This is a genomic window from Streptomyces sp. NPDC006335, assembly GCF_040612795.1.
In the GTDB taxonomy this organism is placed as follows: Bacteria; Actinomycetota; Actinomycetes; order Streptomycetales; family Streptomycetaceae; genus Streptomyces.
In genome coordinates this window covers 1-21,927 of the sequence record NZ_JBEXQX010000006.1, presented here as the reverse complement: position 1 = coordinate 21,927, position 21,927 = coordinate 1, and the positions used below count along the sequence as shown (strand labels likewise).

The 21,927-nt window shown below is 66.7% G+C and carries 25 protein-coding genes; 14 read left to right on the top strand and 11 right to left on the bottom strand.

Annotated features, from left to right (window positions below):
* Positions 1-5 precede the first annotated feature (5 nt).
* From ABZ098_RS18735 to ABZ098_RS18715, 5 genes are all read right to left on the bottom strand, one after another.
* The gene (locus tag ABZ098_RS18735) at positions 6-905 is read right to left on the bottom strand and encodes a hypothetical protein (RefSeq protein ID WP_356592404.1); all 900 of its coding nucleotides are present in this window, start codon (positions 903-905) and stop codon (positions 6-8) included.
* A 935-nt stretch (positions 906-1,840) separates the two neighbouring features.
* Entirely contained in the window at positions 1,841-4,342 is a 2,502-nt protein-coding gene (locus tag ABZ098_RS18730) for a DNA topoisomerase (protein ID WP_356592402.1), read from the bottom strand.
* A 105-nt stretch (positions 4,343-4,447) separates the two neighbouring features.
* Positions 4,448-5,599, bottom strand: coding sequence for a hypothetical protein (locus ABZ098_RS18725; protein WP_356592400.1), 1,152 nt, complete (start codon positions 5,597-5,599; stop codon positions 4,448-4,450).
* The gene (locus ABZ098_RS18720; RefSeq protein WP_356592398.1) at positions 5,599-6,003 is read right to left on the bottom strand and encodes a hypothetical protein; all 405 of its coding nucleotides are present in this window, start codon (positions 6,001-6,003) and stop codon (positions 5,599-5,601) included. Before ABZ098_RS18720 ends, ABZ098_RS18725 begins: the two co-directional genes overlap by 1 nt.
* 294 nt (positions 6,004-6,297) lie before the next feature.
* Positions 6,298-7,143: a hypothetical protein gene (locus tag ABZ098_RS18715; RefSeq protein WP_356593060.1), complete on the bottom strand. Its 846-nt coding sequence runs from the start codon at positions 7,141-7,143 to the stop codon at positions 6,298-6,300.
* An 873-nt stretch (positions 7,144-8,016) separates the two neighbouring features.
* Between ABZ098_RS18715 and ABZ098_RS18710 the strand changes: the two genes are divergently transcribed.
* From ABZ098_RS18710 to ABZ098_RS18680, 7 genes are all read left to right on the top strand, one after another.
* Positions 8,017-8,601, top strand: a complete 585-nt coding sequence (locus ABZ098_RS18710; protein ID WP_356592396.1) for a hypothetical protein — start codon at positions 8,017-8,019, stop codon at positions 8,599-8,601.
* Between the two features lie 367 nt (positions 8,602-8,968).
* Positions 8,969-9,556: a hypothetical protein gene (locus tag ABZ098_RS18705; protein WP_356592394.1), complete on the top strand. Its 588-nt coding sequence runs from the start codon at positions 8,969-8,971 to the stop codon at positions 9,554-9,556.
* Positions 9,553-10,242 carry a hypothetical protein gene (locus ABZ098_RS18700; RefSeq protein WP_356592392.1) on the top strand — a complete coding sequence of 230 codons (690 nt, stop codon included), beginning with the start codon at positions 9,553-9,555 and terminating at the stop codon, positions 10,240-10,242. Before ABZ098_RS18705 ends, ABZ098_RS18700 begins: the two co-directional genes overlap by 4 nt.
* Positions 10,243-10,306: 64 nt before the next feature.
* Positions 10,307-10,714, top strand: a complete 408-nt coding sequence (locus ABZ098_RS18695) for a hypothetical protein (RefSeq protein WP_356592390.1) — start codon at positions 10,307-10,309, stop codon at positions 10,712-10,714.
* Positions 10,715-10,716: 2 nt separating this feature from the next.
* On the top strand, positions 10,717-10,965 hold the full coding sequence (locus tag ABZ098_RS18690) for a hypothetical protein (RefSeq protein ID WP_356592388.1): 249 nt from the start codon (positions 10,717-10,719) through the stop codon (positions 10,963-10,965).
* 112 nt (positions 10,966-11,077) lie between these two features.
* Positions 11,078-11,878 (top strand): hypothetical protein, encoded by an 801-nt coding sequence (locus tag ABZ098_RS18685; RefSeq protein ID WP_356592386.1) that lies wholly within the window; start codon positions 11,078-11,080, stop codon positions 11,876-11,878.
* Positions 11,859-12,521, top strand: a complete 663-nt coding sequence (locus ABZ098_RS18680) for a hypothetical protein (RefSeq protein WP_356592384.1) — start codon at positions 11,859-11,861, stop codon at positions 12,519-12,521. The genes ABZ098_RS18685 and ABZ098_RS18680 overlap by 20 nt, the downstream gene beginning before the upstream one ends.
* Before the next feature lie 251 nt (positions 12,522-12,772).
* Here the strand turns inward: ABZ098_RS18680 and ABZ098_RS18675 are convergent, their stop codons facing one another.
* Positions 12,773-13,963: an IS110 family transposase gene (locus tag ABZ098_RS18675; protein WP_356592382.1), complete on the bottom strand. Its 1,191-nt coding sequence runs from the start codon at positions 13,961-13,963 to the stop codon at positions 12,773-12,775.
* A gap of 269 nt (positions 13,964-14,232) precedes the next feature.
* Between ABZ098_RS18675 and ABZ098_RS18670 the strand changes: the two genes are divergently transcribed.
* Together ABZ098_RS18670 and ABZ098_RS18665 are read left to right on the top strand one after the other, a co-directional pair.
* Positions 14,233-14,616 (top strand): hypothetical protein, encoded by a 384-nt coding sequence (locus ABZ098_RS18670; protein WP_356592380.1) that lies wholly within the window; start codon positions 14,233-14,235, stop codon positions 14,614-14,616.
* Between the two features lie 75 nt (positions 14,617-14,691).
* Positions 14,692-15,474 (top strand): hypothetical protein, encoded by a 783-nt coding sequence (locus ABZ098_RS18665; protein ID WP_356592378.1) that lies wholly within the window; start codon positions 14,692-14,694, stop codon positions 15,472-15,474.
* Positions 15,475-15,922: 448 nt separating this feature from the next.
* Here the strand turns inward: ABZ098_RS18665 and ABZ098_RS18660 are convergent, their stop codons facing one another.
* Together ABZ098_RS18660 and ABZ098_RS18655 are read right to left on the bottom strand one after the other, a co-directional pair.
* Entirely contained in the window at positions 15,923-16,819 is an 897-nt protein-coding gene (locus tag ABZ098_RS18660; RefSeq protein WP_356592376.1) for a hypothetical protein, read from the bottom strand.
* A 9-nt stretch (positions 16,820-16,828) separates the two neighbouring features.
* The gene (locus ABZ098_RS18655) at positions 16,829-17,152 is read right to left on the bottom strand and encodes a hypothetical protein (RefSeq protein ID WP_356592374.1); all 324 of its coding nucleotides are present in this window, start codon (positions 17,150-17,152) and stop codon (positions 16,829-16,831) included.
* Between the two features lie 323 nt (positions 17,153-17,475).
* Here ABZ098_RS18655 and ABZ098_RS18650 point away from each other — a divergent pair, with 323 nt between their 5' ends.
* The 3 genes from ABZ098_RS18650 (at position 17,476) to ABZ098_RS18640 (ending at position 18,562) form a co-directional block, all read left to right on the top strand.
* Positions 17,476-17,685 carry a hypothetical protein gene (locus tag ABZ098_RS18650; RefSeq protein ID WP_356592372.1) on the top strand — a complete coding sequence of 70 codons (210 nt, stop codon included), beginning with the start codon at positions 17,476-17,478 and terminating at the stop codon, positions 17,683-17,685.
* Between the two features lie 173 nt (positions 17,686-17,858).
* Entirely contained in the window at positions 17,859-17,999 is a 141-nt protein-coding gene (locus ABZ098_RS18645) for a hypothetical protein (RefSeq protein WP_356592370.1), read from the top strand.
* Between the two features lie 2 nt (positions 18,000-18,001).
* The gene (locus ABZ098_RS18640; RefSeq protein WP_356592368.1) at positions 18,002-18,562 is read left to right on the top strand and encodes a hypothetical protein; all 561 of its coding nucleotides are present in this window, start codon (positions 18,002-18,004) and stop codon (positions 18,560-18,562) included.
* A 97-nt stretch (positions 18,563-18,659) separates the two neighbouring features.
* Here ABZ098_RS18640 and ABZ098_RS18635 read toward each other — a convergent pair whose 3' ends face one another.
* Positions 18,660-18,809 carry a hypothetical protein gene (locus ABZ098_RS18635; RefSeq protein WP_356592366.1) on the bottom strand — a complete coding sequence of 50 codons (150 nt, stop codon included), beginning with the start codon at positions 18,807-18,809 and terminating at the stop codon, positions 18,660-18,662.
* Positions 18,810-19,334: 525 nt separating this feature from the next.
* Positions 19,335-19,613 (bottom strand): DUF6233 domain-containing protein, encoded by a 279-nt coding sequence (locus ABZ098_RS18630; RefSeq protein ID WP_356592364.1) that lies wholly within the window; start codon positions 19,611-19,613, stop codon positions 19,335-19,337.
* Between the two features lie 151 nt (positions 19,614-19,764).
* On the opposite strand from ABZ098_RS18630, the gene ABZ098_RS18625 reads away from it, so the two are divergent.
* Positions 19,765-20,772, top strand: coding sequence for a hypothetical protein (locus tag ABZ098_RS18625; protein ID WP_356592362.1), 1,008 nt, complete (start codon positions 19,765-19,767; stop codon positions 20,770-20,772).
* 36 nt (positions 20,773-20,808) lie between these two features.
* On the top strand, positions 20,809-21,408 hold the full coding sequence (locus ABZ098_RS18620; protein ID WP_356592360.1) for a DUF6292 family protein: 600 nt from the start codon (positions 20,809-20,811) through the stop codon (positions 21,406-21,408).
* A 16-nt stretch (positions 21,409-21,424) separates the two neighbouring features.
* On the opposite strand, the gene ABZ098_RS18615 is transcribed toward ABZ098_RS18620, so the two are convergent.
* Positions 21,425-21,814, bottom strand: a complete 390-nt coding sequence (locus ABZ098_RS18615; protein WP_356592358.1) for a nucleic acid-binding protein — start codon at positions 21,812-21,814, stop codon at positions 21,425-21,427.
* Positions 21,815-21,927: the final 113 nt, after the last annotated feature.

Sequence of the window (21,927 nt, the reverse complement as noted above, 5' to 3'; positions counted from 1 at the left end):
GCTGGTCAGTTCAGCGACGCCTTGAAATCGAGCAGTTCGTCGTCGATGCCCTGGTAGAAGACCCGGAGCATCGGCAGGGCCTCCTCGCGGTCGAGCATCGTGGCTTCCTTGATCATCAGAGTCGAGCCGCCGACCTCGGCCTGGAGGACCTGGTGCCCCTTGCGCAGTGCGTCGGCGTTCTTGCCCTTGAGCAGCAGGTACTGGTGGATAGAGGTGAACTTCCCGCCCACGTGCTGCGTGAGAATGTCGTACTGCTCGTTCTGCAGCTCGATCAGATCGGGATCGCGGACCTGCAGGGCCCGGTTGCGCCGTTCCAGGTTCGCCACCTGGTGGTAGATCCGCTGCGGCTCCTTCGTCGTGATGAAGCTGTGCTCGCAGGTCGTCTCGACCTTGCGCCAGAAGGAGTCGACCCGGTCGAGGATCCCGACCCGGTCCTCGTCGAAGAGCAGGTAACTAGCCGAGCCGACGACTAGGTAGACCTGGCCTTCACCGCCGTCGGAGAAGCGGATCAGCCCGTCCTCGTCGATACCGTCGATGCCGACGATTGAGTAAAAGTCCGTGGGGTTCGAGCTGCGGCGTGTAAAAACGTGACGGGCCTTCCGGGGCAGATACGCAAGAAGGGCCGGCACCCGCATGATGCGCAGCTCCTTCGTCTTCATCAGCCCGCCGAAGTAGGCGATCGCCGATAGTCCCCAGAGGACGAAGAACGTGATGGAGACTGGGCCCGAGCTCGCGACGAACGTCGACGTGCTGAACCACAGCAGGACGAGGATGCCGCCGCCGAAGAAGAGCAGCTGCTTGATCGGGGAGGGCTTGGCCGCCCAACCTCCCTTGCTCAGCGTGATCTCGTGGTCGAGGAAGCTCCTGTTCAGCGAACTCGGCACCTTATAGGACAGTTTCGCCATGAATCTCTCATCTCCCCCCGCTGTCACAATGGTCATTGCTCGACCTATTGAAAGGCTTTCATGTATGAGGTCTGCGAATGACATCCTATCTCAGATAGGGTATCTGAATCGAGGGGAAAGGGTCTTGAATGACGTCTGACAGGGCAGTCGCGCCGCGGAAGTAGAGGCGCTCGGCCCATCGCTACTGCCTCGAAGGGCGGAACGTCGTCGCCCAGGTCGAGCACGGCCAGCGCATCAGCTGAGCCGTCCCGGTCGAGGATCTCCTGACGGACCGGCATCCCACCGGGCACTGACTGCTCCGAGTGCCGGAAGTGGTAGTGCCCGCCGCGGCACAGCGGTTCCTTGGTCGGATCGAGCACCGAGAGCACCCGTGCGGTGTGTACCTGCTGCGCCTCGCGCGCGTACGCCAGATCGTCGGGGTGCCAGCCGTGGCTGTTGCCGAGCCATCAACCTCGGGACCGCCAGCGCCTCGTGGGCGAGCACCACATCAGGGCTTGCCCCGGCGTCTGGAAGACCCGCCGCTTGCTCGTCCGTGAGCAGCTCAGCCTCCCCCAACACGTCAGGCCCGGCATCCGTACGCACAGGTCGACACTCGTGGCCCCTGCCAGCCGGCCGACGGAGTGCTGGTCGGCGCTCACGAGACTGGAGCGGGGGGAGGAGCGCCAGAAACAGTCCCAACCAGCAGACCCGGACCCGTTGTGCGACAGCGTGCCGATTACGTCGTAGTCCTCGTGGTTGCCCAACATGAAGTGCAAGCGCACGCCCAGCACGGCGAGCTGCTCGTTCAATGCCTCCAGAGCCCGGATTGGATCTCGCTGCGCATTCCGCGCCAGATCGCCCCGAAGTCGCCCAGCTGCACCAACGAGTTGCAGCCTCTCGACGCCAGCGTGAACAAGCTGCAGTGGGCCCCGAGGTCCGGGACCCGCTGCAGCTCGTCAGTGCTCGTTCGGGCGCGAGCTGAACGACGGCACGATCTTCTTCTTGCCGCGCTCTTTCTTCCAGGAGACGGCGGCATCGAACGTCTTACCTTGAGCCGAGATGAAGCCCTTACCCTGGATCGTCTTGCCGGCCGCCAAGTCACGCCTTTGCGCATCGGTGAAAGTCACCTGGCACCAGGACTGCGGTGGCTCGTCGCCAGAGCCGAAATCGGGGACGATCTTCTTCGCCTTCGCGTCCCAGCTGACCTTGCAGCCGAAGGTCTTGCCGGACCTCGCGCTGACAAAGCCATCGATCTCCAGCGCCTGGCCCGCCAGAAGCGCCGTGACCTCCGCCGGCGTGAACGTCCGACCGGACCACTCCGTCGGCTTGTCGGCCACCTCCAGCTGGAACCCGACGAACTTGCGGCCCCTGAAGTCGCCAACGCCGAGCGCACCGGTGGCCGTGAACGGCTTGTCCCTCTTCGACCTCGCCTCGAACGAGATCGTCTCGCCCGCGAGCAGCTTCGCCACCTCGTCATCGTTGAACTCGTGGCCCGACCAGACCTTCTTGAACGCGACTTTCTTCGGCCCGCCCGGAGCGGCCTGCCACACACCCTCGGCACGCGCAGCGACCACCTGCTCCTTCAGGCCCAGCTGGGCGCGCATGGACGCAGCGTTCTTCTTCATCGTGACGATGTCCTCGCGCACCCAGTCAGCGACGACGGCCAGGCGCTCCTCGGCCGTCGCCGTCCCGGCGGCGATATCGCGCATGTCGGCGTAGACCTTCTCGGTGAGCCCGAGGTCGCCGATACGCGTGCCTGGCAGGAGCCGCCAGCTCATCTCGCCGGCCTGCGCGAGCCTGAGCTTTCGGCCCTTCTCCGTCAGCAGCGGGTACTTCGCCTTGCCATTGGTGACCTCCGAATACGTCGAGGTGCGGGTCGCGCCCGTGCCCACGTCGCGCTTCTCCAGCTGCTTCATCAGCCACTTCATCGTCGGGTGCTCGGGGCGCTTGTTCGCGCCCTCGAAGATGAACGGCTCCGCAGTCCGGCCCAGGCCCTTGCCGGACTCGTTCTCGTCACCCTCGGCCGTGTCGTCGCCGGCGTCCGGATCGAACACGGCCCGCCAGCCGGGGTGCTTGGGCACATTGGCGATGCCGACGAAGCCTGGGTACTTCTCCACGTGGCCCTTCTGCTGCTCGTAGAGGTAGTCCTCGGCGAGCATGGCCAGGTAGTTCTTCGCGAGCATCTCGTAGATGAGCCGCCCGGCCTTGCCGTACCTGTGCTCGACCTCGTCCAACGAGGAGGGCACCTTCAGGCCCGGACGGTTCGCACCATGCGCGCCCTGGGGCTTCACGTGTGTGGACCGGGGTTGGCGATGCGTCAGAAGGCCAGCGTCGACGCCGACCACGGCGGCGATCTTGTCGACCAGAGGGGCAAGGTCCTTGAACTGCTCAGGCGTGATCGTCTTGTCTTCGGTGCGCGGGTACGAGACGACCTGGTCCTCGTACATCTTCTGGTAGGTCGAGAGCGTCAGGTTCGCCTTCACACCCTTGTCCACGAGCATCGAGGACAAGGAGGCGAGGTCGAGCAGCTTCGGCGGCGCGGTCTTCTTGCCCGACTTGCCGTCCAGGACGACAGCGGAGGGGCCGTACTGCCGAGGCACCTGGCCCTTCTGGTCGAACCGCGGCTCGTCCGGGTTGGTGTACATGACGTCGTTCTCGTCGCGGAAGCGGTTCTGGAAGAACGGCTTCTTGACGTACGCGTCATGAGCCTTCTGCTGGTCGCCGACGAGGGAGACCATCGCCGACTTCAGCCGGCCCTGGCGCAGCACGAGGTCCTGACCGGACTGGCGGCCCATTGCCGTGGCGATACGAGTGAACTGCATCGAGAGGAAGTCCCACTGCGAGCGGTACATCGCCTTGCGGTAATCGCCCTCGTCCTGCATGGACTTCACCGGCCTGCGCTGCTCGAAGGCCTTCTGGATCGACGCCTTCGACTCATCGGTGAACTCCATGCGGCTGAACTTCTTGCCGTGGAAGCCGAGTTCGTCGATCGCCTCCCAGAAGAGCAGGTCACCCTCGCCGGACGGATCCAGGTCCGTGGCGATGACGATCTCGGCACCGCGGCCGAGTGCCGCACGCAGAGCCTTGATGACGTCTGCGACGTTCTTCTGTGGTTCGCGCTTCCACGTCAGGTGCTCCGGATCCCACGGTAGGTTGCCCAGGTCCCACTTCTGATAGGCATCCGCGAGCGAGGAGTCCACCATCGCGTGCGGCTGGGCGAACTCGTAGAGATGACCCCTCAGGCTCGCCACCTCGTAGGCCGTGCCCTTGTAGTTGCCCTTCGCCCCGCCGAGGGCGCTGGCCATGTTCCTCGCTGCGCTCGGCTTCTCTGCGACCACGATCGCAACCATGTCGACTCCTTCTCGCGTTGACTCGGAACCGAGTTTGAGCCTACTCGAAAACAGAGTCGAATTAGGACGGAAAGGAGCCTTAAAGGGATTTGGGTGGTGGATAGACATGTAACAGGCCGAGGTGCACCGGGTCCTGGGCGCGGAGGCCCAGACCCCTGCCGCACGTCTTACAGTGCTGCCGAGCGGAGAAGAGCTGTTCCTTGCTCGCCGTGGTCACCGCATCGGCCGTCCGTCTCGCTCGCGTTCAAGCTTCAGCTGCTTCCTGGTCGCCTCCCGGGCCTTGTCCCGAAAGTAGATCGCCTCCTTGTGTGTGATCGGCGCGTCATGGAGGTTGTGCGAGCCCCGCAGGAAGTTCTCCGTCCGGTCGGCGATGGAGTACGCCAGCGCCTGCTCGACCACCGCGCTGGTCTGGCGCACCTCGCCCAACTCGTCGCGCAGCTTGCGCAGCAGCCCGTCCCGCTCGCGTTCAGCGGCCTCGATGTTCGTCAGGCGTGCCACCACGCTGCCCAGCAGCGGGTCGCGGGAGCGGAACAGCTCGACGGCGCGCTGGGTGGCAGGATCGGCATCAAGGTGCAGGTCGAGCTGCGCCAGCAGGAACGCCGTCACCAGCGTGCCCTGGCTCAGGCGCTGGCTGAACTCCCGAGCAGCGCTGTCGCTCACGCCCAGCTCACGGACTGCGGCTGCTCGCATCTGCTCCCGCAGCGCGTTCACGATGCTCCCGGGCAGCGCCTTGATATGCGGCTGGCTCTGCACGCCGGCGAGCCGGAAGCCCGACTGGGGGAGCGTGGCGGCTGTGTCGGTGGTGCTGCCCGTGCCCGCCTTCGAGACCGGACTCTGCACTGCGTCCTGATGGTCGGTGAGCTGGAGCGAGCCGGGCGTTACGTGCCCGGGTTCATCCGGTTTGGCGACGACGTCGTGAGAAGTGACTTCCGCCGCGACAGCGTCCTCGACATCCGGCGGTGCCCCGGGAGCCGGAACAGCATCAGCCGCAGGGCCCGCCGGGGCACCGCTCGGGAGTACCTCGGCAGTTCCTCCCTGTCCACTGCCGTCACCACCACGCTGACTGGATCCGCCGGCCCGCTCGGAGTCTCCGGCGTCGAGCTCGTGGTCCGGCTCCTGGTTCGGGCGATCTGCTTCGGCGTCCAGGCCGGAATCAGACAGCGGATCTTCAATCTCGAGTTGAGAGTCGACGTCGCCGGCCCCATCGAACTGCACCCTCGGCTCGGGCTGCGCAGCCTGGGCCTGGACGCGCTTCAATTCCTCGCTCCCGCCGCGCCGGTAAGCGTCGAGGAAGGACGTGTCCACGTCCATCACCTCGTCGGTGGGTGTGGCCGCTTCCAGCATCTCTGTGAAGTCCCGGCTCATCAGAGCTCACCGTCCTCGTCATCCAGGAGGTAGTTGTCGCCGCGGGTGAGTCCGATGAGGGAGTCGAAGCCTGTGGTGACGACGCGTTCGAGGTTCGCCGAGTTCTTCGCCAGTGCCGCGACCTGGTCGACAAGTTCGTTGAGCCGCGCGATCTCCAAGGTCGGCAGGTCGTAGTCGAGGTTCTCACGCCGGATCTTCTCGGCCACCGCCTCGGCCACGTACTCGTTCACCGAGGAGAACCCGCGCTTGTCAGCCCAGTACTCCGCGCGCTGCTTGTCGTCCGGATCCAGCCGGACGAACATGCCCCGGCGACCACTACTGCTGCTCTGCGTCGCACCAGGCGGCATCTTCTTCGTGCCGCGCACGGGCTGCGTCGTCTTGTCCGATTCCTGCGTGACGGTCATGCGCGGCTTCTCCTTGACCTATTCGACTGATCTATGAGGAGACCATATCAACGTTACTGCATAAGCCATCTTCCCTCTTTGTCTTTCTTATCGAATACCAGTAGAGTCGCAGCCGTGCCCAGCCAGTTCCCCCCTGGCGGCGCATCCCCGCAGCAGGTGGCCCAGCTCGATCCTTTCCTCTTGGGCGGGGTCACCTGCTGCGGACCACACCCACCATCACGAGTTGGTGGGAAGCGAAAAGGTCCCGGCGCGATGTGTCGCGCCGGGACCTTCTTCTGTCTGATGGGGCCACCACTAGGAGCGGGGCGTGAGAGTCGGCGTCGCAGTCGCCGCGCAGTCGACGAGCCCCTGGGTGAACCTCGGCGACTGCCAGATCGCCTTGTCCTTGTCGCTGGGTAGATGCTCGACGATGGACCCAGCGCCAAGGCGTGCGCCGCCGGCGAAGAAGTGCAGCGCCTCCTGACTGAAGCCCGCGCCGTAAACCAGAGTCGACATGCACGGGCCGGCCGCCGCGTAGGCCTCCTTCTGGCCCTCGTCCCGGGCATAGGAGGAGAACATCGAGACCAGACCCTTGGTGAGCTCGATGGACGAGTTGACCGGCTGATCCTCGCGGACCGGATAGACCGGCTTCAGATTCAGCTTGCCCGCCACGGGCTTCGACACCACCGTTGGCTCCTTGTAACTCTGAGCCTTAGGGCTGCTGTTGCCGCTCGGCGGCACGGCCTTGTCGACGCACGCGTCGAAATCCTCGCGCAGCGACCGCGAAGCCAGGAGCGCAGCGTCGTCCTTGCTCACCTTGTTCAGTCCGTTGATGACTGCGCCCGCGTCGTCGCCGTCGGTCTTGACGATGTAGGCCAGCGCCTCCTCCGGGATTCCTGCCTTCCGCACTGCGCTGGCCAGGCAGGGCCCGCCGGCCTTGCTGGGACTCCCGGCGCCCTGGAAGGCGAGCTTGTCCAGCGCCTCGCCGAGGGCCTTGTCGGTGACCTTGGCAGTGCTCGTGGCTGGGCTCGGCGCAGACGACGACTGCGTCGCCTGGGTTGTGCTGCCGTCGCCGCCGGAGCATCCGGCGAGCAGAACGCCCGCGGCCACAGCGAGTGCTGCGGCCGCGGGCGCAGCCTTCCTCGTTCTCCAGGTCTTCATCACTTCTCGCTTCGCCTCTCCTGTCGCCGTCCAGTCTGATTGGATCGACTAGTCTTCGAAGGCATCCTATCTAGAGCCCTATTGAATGACGGTCGTCGATGAGTCAGAATGCCACGAGATAGGGGGTGCAGAGGGCGCGCCGAGCAGGGCTCGGGCGCGCAGGGTGCCTGCGGGTCTGTTCGGCGCTTGGGGATCAACGGAGTTGATCCGGAGGGCCCGGTGACACGTCATGCGCGTGTCGGCTGCGGGTGACCCCCTGTCGGGCGGCTGTTCGTGGGCTTCTCATCCCACCCCGCGAAGGGCTGCTCACCATGACTCTCTAGCCTCGCGCCCCGCCGCTTCCGCCGATGCTCTGGCGGCGTGGCGGTTTGGTCGAGACCGCCACAAAGGTGCTGCCGTCCGTCATCGAAAAGGGAGGAGTCCGCACCGAATGCCCAATTCCCGACGGAATCAGGCCACCCTCCGGGCCGAGCGACGGCGTGGGCACCGGATATGCCTCGAACCCGAAGACCAACGACCGGCGCTGCTACCCCTGCGCGGACACCTGGCAGCGGGAGTAGAGATGAAGACGGCCGACGTATGGACCGGCTACATCGGCTACACGGGCGCCGCCCGCACACGGTTCGCCTCCTGGTCCAGCGGCGTGCTGGGCAAGGTCACCAGCTATGTGACCGAGGAGGGAGTCAGGTACACGCCCAACGGCCATTACCGGATGCGGCATGTGACCGTGCGTACGCCCGACGGCTCGACCTGGCGGGGCCGAGGCGCACCGCCACGGACGCGAACACGATCCGACGAGTGGCCAAGAGGGATTCCGACGGCGGCAACGGTCCGAAGGTTCTCCGTGACCTGCTCAAGTTCTAGGGGGAGTTCATGACCCGTGCCCGACTTCCGTACGAGTGGGACGGAAAGACACCGATCAGCCGCGCCGACACAGGCACCACGATCAAGATCCAGGGTTTGGAACTGGTCTATCAGCGCACGGCATCCGGGCACACGCCCGCCAGCACGACGCGCTACTTGATCCTCGGCACACGCCCGTCCATGCCACGCAGCGAGGCGGCCCTGGTCGACGACCACGGCAACCGCTGGCAGACGGGCTGCGCTTACGTCAACCCGAAGGGCACCTTCGGCTCGGGATTCGAGCGGAGGGTGTGCTGGCCGCTGGGTGAGGCCGACGCCCGCGACGGCCGTGCCAGCTACCACATGCAGCAGCAGCGGCGGCCGGTCGGGTCCGACAGCGAGTGGGAGGACTGGAAGTCCTCGTTCTCGATCCGGACGACCGGATGGAGTGGGCAGCCGCACGAGTTCAAGGCCGAGGCGCTGGCATTCCTACGCTGGCTGCCGGAGGAGCAGCCGGCCTACGAGTGGCGCGGCCGAGTCCGCGTCTGGGTGAGCGAGTTCGCCGGCCGACCGCACACGGTCTACCCGGACGGCACCGTTGTGCCCGATGACTGAGTCCGGCCTGCTGTGGTTCTTCATGCTCCAGCAATAGGTACCCCCGGCCGGTGACCAACCGGCCTCATGGGTCGACACAGCGACCCGGTACATAGAACTCAAGCCGCCCCGGAATTCCCGTGAAACCGATCCGGTGGCCGAGTACTGCGTGCGACACATGCGAGCACGCATGTGTAAAGGCACGCCCCAATACCGCGTGAAGGTCCGCGAGTTCAAGGGGCGCACAATTCGTCTGGCATTCGTGGTGCACATCGACGGCATTCGCACAGCAATCGACGTCTGGGCTAACGGTAGTCCGGGACGCAGCAGAAACGCCGCGTCCCGGGCTGCCGACTGTCAGCCGAAATCCGTTTTCCGAGGAGGAACGATGACCCACCACTACAAGCGGCCCGAGAAGTACTACGTGACACCCGGAGAAACCGTCGTCGTCAAGTGCGTTGCATCCGAGTGCATGATGAGCATGGGGCTCACCGACAAGTTCATGCCGGTCACCATCCTGGACAGCGGGTACGGGCAGATGCGCGATCCGCAGGTCGGTCACGACTACTCCATGCCGACCCCGCTCAGCTGGATCAGCCGCTTCCACGAGGACACCAACGGCCGGTACGGGACCGAGGTCTACGAAATCGGCGTCGGGCACACCGTCACCCACGCGACCGGCCGCTTCTACCTCTACGTGGAAGGCAAGAAGCTCTTCGGTGTGCAGTCGCTCCGGTTCGAGGAGATGCGCGACGCAGCCCAGGAGATGCACGCGCGGGACATCCCCACCGCCGAGGTCCGCTTCGTGGAGAACAGCCGCATCCTGCCCACCTGGTGGTCCCGCTCCGTCGTCGTACCGCTCGACACCGAGGTCCGCGAGCACGTCACCCGCACCTATCGGGACACGTGGATCGACCTGCCCACCCACTTCAACCTGTTCGCCGGCCGTCACCGCTTCCAGGAGGTCGGAGCATGAGCGTGGTCGGATATCAGTACGGCGTCGACAACCTGTGCCCTTCGTGCACGGTCGGCAGGATGCGGGCCAACGGAATCACGGTCGCCCGCAGCAGTGACCACGAGGCAGCCATCAGCAAGGCGGCCGAACGGGTCGGGGTCGACTTCTCCGACGAACGCTCGTACGACTCGGACAGCTTCCCGAAGGTGATCACCAGCCAGCAGCCCATCACTGAGCTGACCGAGCTGCCGGGCGGTGAGCGCGGCTACATCCAGGACGAGCAGTGCGGCAACTGCGGGAAGTGGCTGAAGCTCGGGGAGAAGTCACCCAGCGAGGCCGGGCTGACGCGATACGTCCGTGACAGCTACGAGCTGCCGCACGCCCTGGCCCGCGAGATCGCCGGGGAGCTGCGCAAGTGGGGGCTGACACACCCGGAGTTCATCGACGAGGGCAACGTGCGCCAGGCCGCCGCGATGTTCCCGCACGACTACGCCACCGTGCACGGGGTGGGCAACCCGCAGCGCATCGTCCTGCTGCCCACGCCGCAGTACGACGACGACCCGTGCTTCAACTGCGAACAGCCGTGGGAGAAGCACATGTTCACGTGCAAGACCTGCGGTGTCGACGTGCCGGCGGACATGCCGCACTCCCACCAGCCCCGGGTCAAGAGGCAGATCAAGTTCCGTGCAGTGAAGCCCACCTCATGAGAGGGACCACGCCCGTGAGTGCCGAGGGATACGACACCAACGCCGCCTACAACATTCTGGTGGCATGCTGACCACGCTTCGGGGCGCCAAGGCAAAGGGCCCGAGACTGTCGGCGACCGAGATCCTGTTCCTGAAGCACTTCGGTGCGATCGACGAGGCGGCCCGCGAAGGCGGCCGGATGCCGGACGCCTGGCACGCCAAGCCCGGGATGCAGACCGACCACCCGCACATGACCGTACGCGGCTGCTCCGGTGACCGTGTCATCTCCGAGGAGAACCGCACCATCCTGAAGGGCAAGGCGGCCGAGCTGCGCAACGTGCTCGAAGCGTGGAAGCAGCTCAAGCGCGAGGGAGACAACCCGCGCGGTATCCGCGAGGAACTGGAGCGCGTGGCCGACGAGGCATCGAACCTCGCCAAGCATCTCCAGGTCCTGGGCGTAGTCGACGGTCTTTTCGAGGGTTGGGAGATCTGACCTTGATTCTGTTGATGGGCCGCTGGGACCACGGCGGAAATCTCCACATCGAGTCGTCGGACGAATTTCCCGACGACGTCCCGGAAGAGACCATCACCGCCCTGGTGGATGGGCAGGATGACCAGTCGTGGTCCGCCTCATTCCTGGTCAACGGCCACGAGCGTGCGTTGCAGGAAGCATACGAAACGTTCGTCAAGGACGAGGGCGGCTCCCTCATCGACGAAGTCTGGGGCTTTCAGATCGACGAGTAACAGCCGGGCCTGGTCAACGAGCAGCGGATGCCGTCCTCCCCTATGCGGTATTCGGCGGGTTCGATTCCCGCACCGGGCGCTCAGAGGCCATAAGTATTGAGGAGGGAAATTCATGAGCGGATACGGTAGCAAGCGCGCGGTTCACGACGTGATCATCGCGACCCTCGAAAAGGAAGGACGCAACCCCCACGCGTACAACATCGCCGGGATCATGCGCGACGCCTTCTATGACCGGGGACCTGGAAACGGCTACTCGGCTGAGAGCGAGGAGCATTGGCGCGCGGCCGTCACGAAGCACCGCCGGCCCTTCGGTGTCGGTGACCTGGTGCGCGTGGTCCTGGAGGTCGATGGGCAGACCGAGTTCCACTACGGTCCGATCGCGCAGTTCCGCAAGGCCAACGGGGGCAGCTACCGGGGCACGCCGGTCAAGCCGCACTCCGCGTATATCGAGCTGGAGCACCACCCGAGTTACGGCCGTACGGTTCCGCTCGTCGAAGTCACCCCGATCCGGGACGACTTCGAGTTCATCACGGACCCCGTCGAGGTCCACCGCGGCGCCTTCGGACCGGGCGGAATGCTGTGGTGCATGGGCTGCCCCCGCCCGTTCCCGAATCCCGCGGCCGTGAAGGTGGTCCACAAGGCAACCGGCGAGAAGACGCAGCTGTGCGACACGCACAACGACGACGAGCAGTTGGCCCGGCTCGGCCACCAGCCGCTGTGGAACGCGCGCGGTAGCCGGGACACGATCGAGGAGCTGGCGCAGAACCCCGAGGCCCTCGTCGGCCCGGTCGACGACTGGGACGCACACAAACTCCGCGAGTGGGCCGACCTGTTCCCGTACCTCGTGCCGGAGAAGGCGGCAGAGCTGTACACGCACTGGAAGGAAAACCAGAGTGCACAGGTCGCTGCCTGAAATCCGCGTCCGCATTCAGCACCCGGACGAGCCCGACGCGTACCCGTGGTGGGAATTCGACACCGAGGACGCAGCCGCAGTTCGCGAGTGCCGTCGATTCCCTTACACGGTGCAGGTGTTCGACGATGCTGGTCGCCTCGTGGGTGACCTCTCCAACCTGGTGGCCGGCCCGGGTATCGAGGGCACCTACCGCGTCGGCCCGTGGGCCATTCAGGACGCTGCGGTGGCCTACTACGTCATCGACTGCTGGACGTCCGCGTGCGGTATCGAACCGGGCAGCCTGTTCCGATTCGTCGGAGCCGTCTTCCAAGTACTGGGCGCCGAACACATCTCGCTGGGGTACGGCGATGTCGGCTACGCGACCGGCTACCTGATCTGCCAGGCAACCAGCGGCGGTCCGCTCATTCGGATCTCCCTCCTGCACGCCACGCGCCGGGTGCTGGGGCTGGAAGCGGCCAAGTGCGTCGAATGCGGAGGCTGGGCCACGCACACGCTGCGAACCGAGAACCCGGACCCTGTCCCGTACGAACCTGAGTGGGAGTGCGAGCACTTTTGCGAGCCGTGCGGCACGGTCCACGTCATGACGAACCGAATCAAGCGTCTCAACGGTGTGTTGCTGAAAGGAATTCTCGATGCGGACTGAGGCTCAGGGTAGCGGATCGACCACCCAGAAGCGCACGGAATGGCCGGGGGATACGACAGCGTATTCCTCGGTGAGCCCGACGGCCAGTGGTGGCGGGCCGCATGTTCCGAGGCAAGTGCATGTGCGACGGTTTCGGTGAGAACGGCAAGGTTCCACGCATCCGGATACCGCCCCCGTGTCGCGCTGAGCGCGGTTACAGAGGTGGGCCGCTTTTTCATGCCTGAACTCGAAAGGACTTCCCAATCGTGATGTCAAGCCGCGAGCGTGACGGGAGGTGAACCTTGGTAGCACTGTCCGTCACGGATCATCGCCCACAGGACGTTGAGCCTGCGGCGGGCGAGCGCGAGCAGGGCCTGCTTGTGTCCCTTCCCCTCGGTTCTCTTCCGCTGGTAGTACGTCTTCGAGGCCGGACAGCTCTTGAGGCTGGCCATGGCCGACAGATACATCGTCCGCAGCAGCCCTCGGTGATAGCGCCTGGGTCTGCGCAGGTTGCCGCTGACGCGGCCGGAGTCGCGGGGTCTGGGAGCCAGGCCGGCGAAACCGGCCAGGCGGTCGGCGCTGCCGAAGGCGTCCATGTCACCGCCAGTCGCGGCGATGAACTCGGCGCCGAGCTTCGGTCCCATCCCGGGCAGGCTGCGGATCACCTCGGCGTGCGGATGCTCGCGAAACCGGGCCTCAATCAGGGCGTCGAGTTCGGCGATCTCCTCATCGAGGGCCATCACCCCCTTCGCGAGGCGGACCACCATGGCGGCAGCCAGCTTCTCTCCGGGCAGGGCGGTCTGCTGGGCCTGGGCCGCTTCCACGACCGTTTTCGCCAGTGCGGCGGCGCCGCGGACCTTGCGGTTCTTCAGCCAGGTCTCGATCCGCTTGGCGCCGGCGCGCCGGATCGCGGCCGGGGTCTGGTAGCCGGTCAGCAGCATGACCGGCCCCTTGTTGGCCAGGTCCAGCGAACGTTCCAACGCCGGGAAGATCTCCAGCAGTTGGGCCCGCAGACGGTTGATCTGCCGGGTGCGGTCGAAGACCACGTCCAGGCGCCGGGTGGTCAGTGTGCGCAGGTCGACGGCGATTTCGTCGCCGGGCCGCAGCAGGCCGAGATCGCGGCGGACGCGGGCCTGGTCGGCGATGACGAAAGCGTCCTTGGCGTCGGTCTTGCCCTCGCCCTTGTAGGTGGCCGAGGCGCGGTGGACCGCGAGGCCGGTGAGGTAGGCCATCGGCTGGCCGTGGCTGAGGAGGAGACCGATGAGCAGGGCGGCGCCGCCGTGGTTGAGGTCGACGGCCCACAGGACGTCGTTGGATATAGCCAGGACATCGCTGATCAGTTCAAGCAGTTCGGTCTCGTCGTTCAGGACCCGGCGGGACAGCAGCCGCTGACCGTCCGCGTTGATCACCACGCAATGGTGATGTTCCTTGCCGATGTCCACCCCGGCCCAGATCTCGGGCACGTTCCCTCCGCCAGCTCGCCGTCACATCGATCCCGCAGACGACCTCGCCGACGTTGTCCTACAGCAGCGATCGGAGTCGCGTCTCCCAATTGGCGGTCGAGTCGTCGCGGGGCTCCGGGCGGCCAAGTCCTTTGAGCCTTGCCAACGGCTTCCCCATGACAGCCATACCCAGAGCCCCCGGGCCCTCCGATCTTACGAATGACCAGAGCAACCACCCTTGAAAGGTAGGACACCCTATGGCGACTTCCCGTAACGCGAAGGCTCGGACCGTGAAGCTGGGCGAACGGCGCACCTTGCTGGAGGAGATGCCCGACGGCCGCCCGATTATCAACGGGTCGATCTACCAGATGCAGCACCAGGTGTGTGTGCCCGGTGGCTGGGAGACCGTAGCCGTACAGCAGGTGATTGGGGCGGAGAACCAGGCCGGCGAATACGGACCCGCCGGCCAGATGCTGGAACCCGGCCCGGTGCGCCAGCATGCGGCGGCGCTCTTCGACGAGGCAAGCAAGGCCCTGCGTAAGCACCCCTACGGCCGCCTGTCCGAGCTGGTGTCGAAGGTGCAGCTCCAGGAAGGCACCGGTGAGGTCGGCGGCTGGGACGACAACGGGGTGGTCGTGGAAATGGCTCACCTGCTGCGCGATCTCATCGTCTGACCTCACCGGAACACTCATGTAAGGCCCGTGGCTGACCCAGGAATTCGCTCCGGCTTGCCCGGCACGAGCGAGCCCATGTTCATCGACTGGCCCAGCCGGTTCAGCAAGCACGACTACGACATTTTCAGGACCACACTGACCTGGCTGCATGGGGGCGACCGGGTGTTCTCCTACACCTTCCCGCTCACCCGCGAGCAGGCCCTGTCGGTCGTTTACGACGACGCCGGTTCAAAAGGAAAGGGGAATCTCATGTCCGAACGAGACATCATCGACGTCCGCAAACTTCTGCCCTACTACAAGGCCGACCTCAACCATCTGCTGCCAGTGGAGCAGTCGTTGCACGGTCGCCATGAGCTGATCATCGGCGACATCACCCGGTACCGCGCAGGCATTGAGTATTACGCACCGATTGCCCCCGCCGAAGACGGCGGACTCCGGGGCGGCACACTCACCCTGGGCGAGGCGCAGGCCCGCCATATCTACGCTCAGCTCGGTGAGCTGTTCAAGCGTTGGGACCTGGAGAACGAGCGTGAGGCCGAATGGTCAAGCCGCCCACACTTCAGTGCCTGGATGACCTACGGCACCGGTCACCTCTCTCAACCACACATGGATGTGTCGGTATGGCAGGACAAGCTGACTGGCAAGCACCCGGGGGACGAGCGAGCATGGTCGCCCGACTATGACTCGCCTGCTGCGTTCAGCGAGCGCACCACGATCGCCGCCAAGGGCGGAGACCCCGAGGACGGCAGGCGCGAGGCTGAGCGGCTTCTGAGCGCTGCTGGGTGGCGAGTGATCGGCGAATGGCGAGACGCCGACGACATGGCACTGATCGTTAGCGTCGCCCGCACAGAGGCCTGAATCGCCGCATCTGTGGGCGTGTTGCAGCACCGACTAACAACAGTTGCCCACTGGCAGCGGCATCGTCTTCACATCCCCGACCGCCGGGGCCAGCTCAGGGACCTCCACCATCGAGCCGGCCCGCGTACGGATCGAGCGCAGACGCACCGGATTCGCGTAGCGCCGCGCCTTCGCCCACTCGTATTCCGTGTACGTTCCGCGTGTCACAGCAACAGGGCCTCACGCAGCTCGGCGAGCTGCACATGGGAGGACTGGACTGGCTGGCGCCGGGGAGTTCGGGCTGCGCCGTCACGGTGACCTCCTCCTGGTTTGCCTATGACGCTACTCGGATCGAGCGCGTTGCAGGGAGAGTCCCCCGACAGCGGCAGCATCGGCCGGATGACGGCTCGGGAGGATTGGCCGTTCCCCTCGAACTGAAGGGTGGCCCGGTAGAGCGTCATCCGTGGGCCTAGCCGGCCGTGTCGCTCTCGTCGGCAAACGGGGAGGGAGAGTGGGCGACGATGTCAGGGTGCAGACCGGGTGCGAGTTCTTCGAGGTCGGGGTGAGTGGCGGCGACATCGCGCAACAGTCGGGTGAAGGTGACGTGGTCCAGGCCCCGCCCGGTGCGTGAGAGTAGCAGCGGGCCTTCGCCCGCGCTGGAGTGCGGCGCTTTATGGGTGCGCACGGGCAGATACTCGTCGAGCGCCCACACCAACGGCCGGGGGATGGGGGTGAGCGGGCCCACGGCGGAGGAGCTGTTGTTCTTCACCGGCAGTCTCCAGGCGGGAGAGGCCTGGTTGTCGCGCTGGAGGTACTGCAGGACGGCCGCGATGCACTGGCCCGGGCGCAGGCCTGCGAGCGCCATGTACGCGGCGAGGCGGGCGCGTTCGGGGTGGGGGCCGCGGTAGAGGTCGGCGGCGGCGCGCAGGGCGTCGGTCTGGAAGCGGGTGAGGGTCTCGCGCTGTGCCGGCGGGGTGGGCCCGGCGAGCGCGCGCCGGGGCGGCAGGTTCCAGCGGGCGGCGCCGAGGTCGTTCTCGCAGTGGGCATAGTACGAGCGGATGGCGGAGACGGCGCGGCCGCGGGAGGTGGCGGCGAGCGGGGTGCCGTCGAAGGCGGTGAGTCTCGAGGCCCAGTCCTGGATGTGCAGGGGTTCGAAGTGCCAGACGCGGTCGCCGATGTAGGTGAACCAGGCCTGCTTCCAGCCGGGCGGGGCGTCGATCCCGGCGAGGTAGAGGCCGTAGCGGTACTTGGTGTCCTCGTCCCAGACGCGCCCGATGACCTGCTGGCCGTCGGGCCGGACGTACGACCCGGCGAGCCAGCCGTGCAGGATCGCGTACGGGTCCGGGGCTTGGGTCTGGGAGTCCATCCCGTAACTCTACGAATCGGGCGTGCTGTCCCGGTCTGGAAGTCCCGGCTTGTCCTGCTGCAGCAGGTCACCGTCAGGGAGCAGATCACCCTGCCGCAAGAAGGCGGCCATCCACAGAAATCCCTCCACGAACCCGTCCCTGTGCTCGGGGGACGAGGAGGCCATGTTGTTCGCCTGGTAGTGCTGGGCACAACCGACTGCCCACCGGGCGACCGCCAGGTGGCTGCGATAGATGTCCGCGTACGGGCCAGCAAGTGCCGCGGCCGCCCTTTCAGGGCGCCAGTCAATCTCTGTTTTGTCGAAGTCGAGGAGCTGCTCGTCGCTCTTGTCCATGCCTGAAAGCTAGCTGTCATGCAGCCGGAATCGGCTCATCCTCCGGGCGCGGGTCGGAACTGCCGTATCCGTGGAAGCGCTGAACTTTAAGGAACAGACCGGTGACCCTTTTCTGCTCCTACGACGAGACCAGCGAGCCGGGCAGGGGTGAGCCGGCGACATCGTCACATGCATCGTCGAACCCGCCCTGCCGCCCGAGAACTGGGATCCGGACTGGGGCCAGGGTCCGCTGTACGAGATCGCCTACCTCTCCTGCGGCCACACCTCGCCGAGTCCTGCGAGTCGGCGGCTCCCACGCTCCACTCTCCGAAAGGACCTTCTCCATGGACCCCCTGACGCCATTGCAGAGCCTGGCGTTCCTCTGCATCGTGCTGGCCATCGTCGCCTGCATCCTCTGGATCGCCCGTGAGATCAGCACCCAGAGCCGGTCGCCGGCCGCGCAGCGCCCGGCGACTGACGGGTCCACACCTGTCGTGCACAGCGAGGGCCACCGGCCGAACGAGCCCTACGACCACGAGAAGCACGGTCTTTGAAGACCAACACTCCCTTCATCTGGCCGCCCACAACTCCCACGCTGAGGCTGCCCTTGAGAGAGATCCGCCATAACCCTGATCCGTGACCGTCTCGAAGACCGCTACTTCCACCACGGCTGCAGCCGCTGATGAGGAGGCACAGCTGATGGACCACCTGGGCGTCCATTGTGCTGATGACTCGCCAAAACGAAGACGGCGAGCCGCTGTACCCGAACCGCGTCGCGTACCTGACCGGCTTCTTGAAGTGCCGGGTCGACGGACGCCGTCACTACATTCCGACCACCACCCCCGACACCGCGATCAAGGAGAGCTGATTGTGCAGGAGCCGAAGTTCAGCCCGCCATACGGCGGCGCCATCAACCACGTCACCAATCCCGCCGAGCATCACGGCTATCTGCACATGGTCGCCTGGGCCGTAGAGATCGGGTCCCACGCCGAGTACATCAAGGACCGGTGTGCGAAGGCGAAGGCCGCAGGCGCCCCACTGGACACCCTGTACGAGCGTTCGGGTCCCTGCGGGATCGGTACTCGAGAGTGGGTGCGGTTCAGCGACATCGACACCACCGGCCACGACGCGGCCCGCGGGTTCGTACGCATCGAGCACTACGTGCGGGAGCTGGTGCGCTACCAGCACGCCGTTGCTCAGTACCGTAAGTGGCGCAGGACGGCGCCGCCGCTCAAGACGTTCACGGTCACGATCACAGCTCCGATCACCACGACCGTCCGTGCGCTGGACCAGGAGGACGCGCACCGGGCGGCGATAGCTGGCTGGGTGCCGAGCCCGGATGGCACCGCAACGGCCCGCCTGAACGGACCGCCCGGATCGTGGGTCGCGAAGTTCAACGGCACCTCGAGCGTCAAGGAGATCCGACGATGAGCCCGATCGAGCTGCACACGCTGATCCACAATGGCCCGAACGCGCAGGCGGCACGCAGTGCAGAGACATCCTGACCGCCGAACCGATCCCGACGGTGTCAGGTGGCCGGCGCCGGCGAGCTAGTCCCGGCGGGTCCGGTGGTGTCCGCGACCGCGTCGAACCCGTAGAACAGGCGCCCGAGATCCCCCCGCATTGGCCGCTCGGTGTCCTCGGGGACCCGCAGGTCCCGGTAGCTGTCCCTCGCCATCGCCTCTCCCCGGCCGGTTCTTTCACCAGTACCGTGGGACGGTGTCGCGCTTATGTAGCATGTCCGGGGACCGTCGGGGCGCCCCGTCATGACTCTGCTGAAGCCCCGCTGCCTGGGGGCGTGGCGGGTTCCGTGCCCCAGGGACAGAGCTCCCGCGCCTCTCCGTGGCGACCTACAGGCAGGGCCGGGATCTCCTCCAGGTCGTCGGTGCCGCCAGCCGCTGCCGATGCTCATTCCCGCGGGCAGTGACACCCATGCGGCGTCGGCGAACGCCCGCGGCCGGTACAGCCCCCCGGCGCGGCGGTGTCGGTTCAGCCTCACCCAGTCCTGCTGCCAGTCGACCTTCCTCGGCAGCAGCGAGCTCACCTGCGCGATCAGGGGCAGCAGGGAACTGGGCGGGTGACGCCTGACCCGCTGGACGTACTCGTAGTCTGAGATGGGGAATCTGGACGAGCGGACCCACAGGGCACTGCTCGCAAGGCGTCCATCGGTGGCACCCTGGCCCTGGACGGCGCAGAACGGCGTCTACTCCAGGATGCCGAGGTGCTGATCTGGGCGGCAGTGGGTGCAGGCGGGTAGTCCGGAGGCGAGCAGGCGGCGGGCTTCGTCACGGACGACGGGGCGTCGCCGTTTGCCCGCGGCGTAGCAGTCGCCGGTGTGGACCTGGACGGGCGGGCGGCCGGCGCCAATGCCGAGTTCGACGATCCATTCCGGGACGGGCGGCCGGCCTCGGCGGCCGTGTTCCTGCTCGGCTTCCCGCCGACGCACGGCGTCGATCTTGGTGTCGATCCGCTGCAGCCACATGACATGCCAAACCCGGAGCGTAAGGAGACGCTCCAGGTCAGGAGGCAGATCATCGAACACGGCACGTTCCGTTCCAGTCTCGCGAGGGACTACACCCCTCGCGTGTTCGAATTGTAGTTCGATAACGTGAGGGAGAGGAGGTGGGTGTGTCATGAGCGCAGACCAGAGGCGCCCGAGTGTGTCGACGGTGATGCATGTGCGCTGCCCGGACCGGCTGCCGGAAGAGTCCTACCGTCAGGTCCTGGAGCAGCTGTCCGAGCTGTCGCCGGTGGTGCAGGCACTGCCGCCCACCGCGGCCCTGGTGGAGTTGAAGGGCGCGCTGCCGTACTACGGTGTGGACGCGAGCCGGCTGGGTGAGGTGCTGCGCATCCGCACCCTGTCCCGGCTCGGCGTCGACGTCCGGATCGGGATCGGGCCGTCGATCGCGGTCGCGGCCACCGCCTCCGCCCAGGTTCCGCAGCCCGGCGGCGTCCTGGCCATTGCCCCCGATCAGGTCGCGCAGTGGCTGGGGCCGCTGCCGGTCGACGCCCTGCACGGCATCGGCCCCCGCCAGGCAGCGATGCTACGGGACTACGGCATCCACTGCGTGGGCCTGCTCGCCGCCGTCCCGCCCGCGACGGTGCAGCGCCTGCTGGGCGGCCGCGCCGGCCGTACGGCAGCAGAACGGGCCCGCGGCATCGACCCGCGCCCCGTCGCCCCCCGCGCCCTGCCCATCACCGCGAGCGTGCGCTACCGCTTCGATGAGCACACCCTGGACGGCGCCGCCGTCCGCGCCGCTCTCCTCCAGCTGGTCGTGGAGCTCGGGACCCGGCTGCGCAACCGCGGCCAGGCCGCCCGCGCCCTCACCCTGACCCTCACGTTCGCCGGCAACAGCAGCTGGGAAAAGACCCGCCGCCTGGGCGCGCCCTCCGGCCACGAGGATGACCTTCGTGCGACGGCCTACCAGCTGATTGACGCCGCCGCTCTGCAGCGCGGCCGGCTGACCGGACTCGCCCTGAAGGGCGAGGACCTCGTCGACGCCGAGCGGGTCGCCCGGCAGCTGTCCCTCGAGGACACGCGCGAGGACCGCCTCGCCGCGGAAGACGCCATCGACCGCGTGCGCGACAAGTTCGGGCCCCAAGTGATCGGCCCCGCCGCCGTCTTCCGCCGCGCCTCATGACCCCCGCCCCGAACCGCTCCTGCTGGAGGTAGATCAGTGCTGCTTGACCCGCCAGGACTGCGCGGCGCACCCCAGGGGATGCCGCACTGGCCCTACGTCCAGGCCGTCGACGACGCCCTCACCGCCCGTGGCGTGCCGCCGGGCACCGTGCGAGCCAGCCACCACGGCCTCGAACGCGGGCTGACCACCTACATGACGCTCGCCTGGGACGTCAGCCGCACCGGCGGCCGCGGCGGCATCCGGCTCGACTGGGTGGAACGTCAGGGCTGGTACTACGCCCTGACCAGCCTCAACTCCTTCGACGTGCTGCTGTACACCGTGGTCACGGCCCTGCGCGCGCCGGTCGCGGACCCGGAGCGGGTGGCCGACGTAGCGGAGGAGCTGGTGCGTTTCCGTCGTCTGCCGGATGCGGAGTACCGGGAGGAGTGGGAGGGCACACAGGACATGCGCGATGCCGCGGACGATTTCCGCCGCAGGCGCATGGGTCTGGGCCCGTTCCGGCTGCCGCAGGACGGCGCCGACTCCGAAGGGACAGCCGGGAGCGGTATGCGGCTGACGATCGACACCCACACCGACACCTACGAGCAGGCCATAGCGGCGCTTCAGGCCGCGTATCAGCACGGATCACGGACATAGACAGACGCGGTTCTGGTCAACGGGGGACTCCCGCCTCGGAACTCTCCAGCAGCTGCACCTCCGGCATCTCGCGGCCTGCGAGGACGTGCCTGAGCTGAGAGCGAGCGTCCGCGCGTTCCGGTTCGGCGATCACACTCCAGAAGTCATGCCCGACGATCCTTGCGGCCAGTTTCCGCTCCCTCGCCCGCAGTTCGGCGACCTGCTGCTGCTCGGAGTCTGTCCAACCGGGAGAGTCCGGGTGCGCGGGGGAGGCAGCAAACCAGTAGCCCTCGGGCCTCGCCCAGGCCTCCATCGGCTCCACGCTGTACGGCAACGCCTTGAACAGGGCGGCCAGGTCGGCGCGCACTGCCAGGAGCTCGCGCTGCGCGGTCAGGAGATCGTCGGGATAGTCATACGTCTTCGCCACGACGGGATATTAGTTCGACTCCCGGTCGGCGTGGGTGAGGTCACCGGGGTCGACACCCGCCAGGTGTTCGCCGTCGACCAGCAGCATCTCGGTGCCCGGATCGCGGGGGAGGC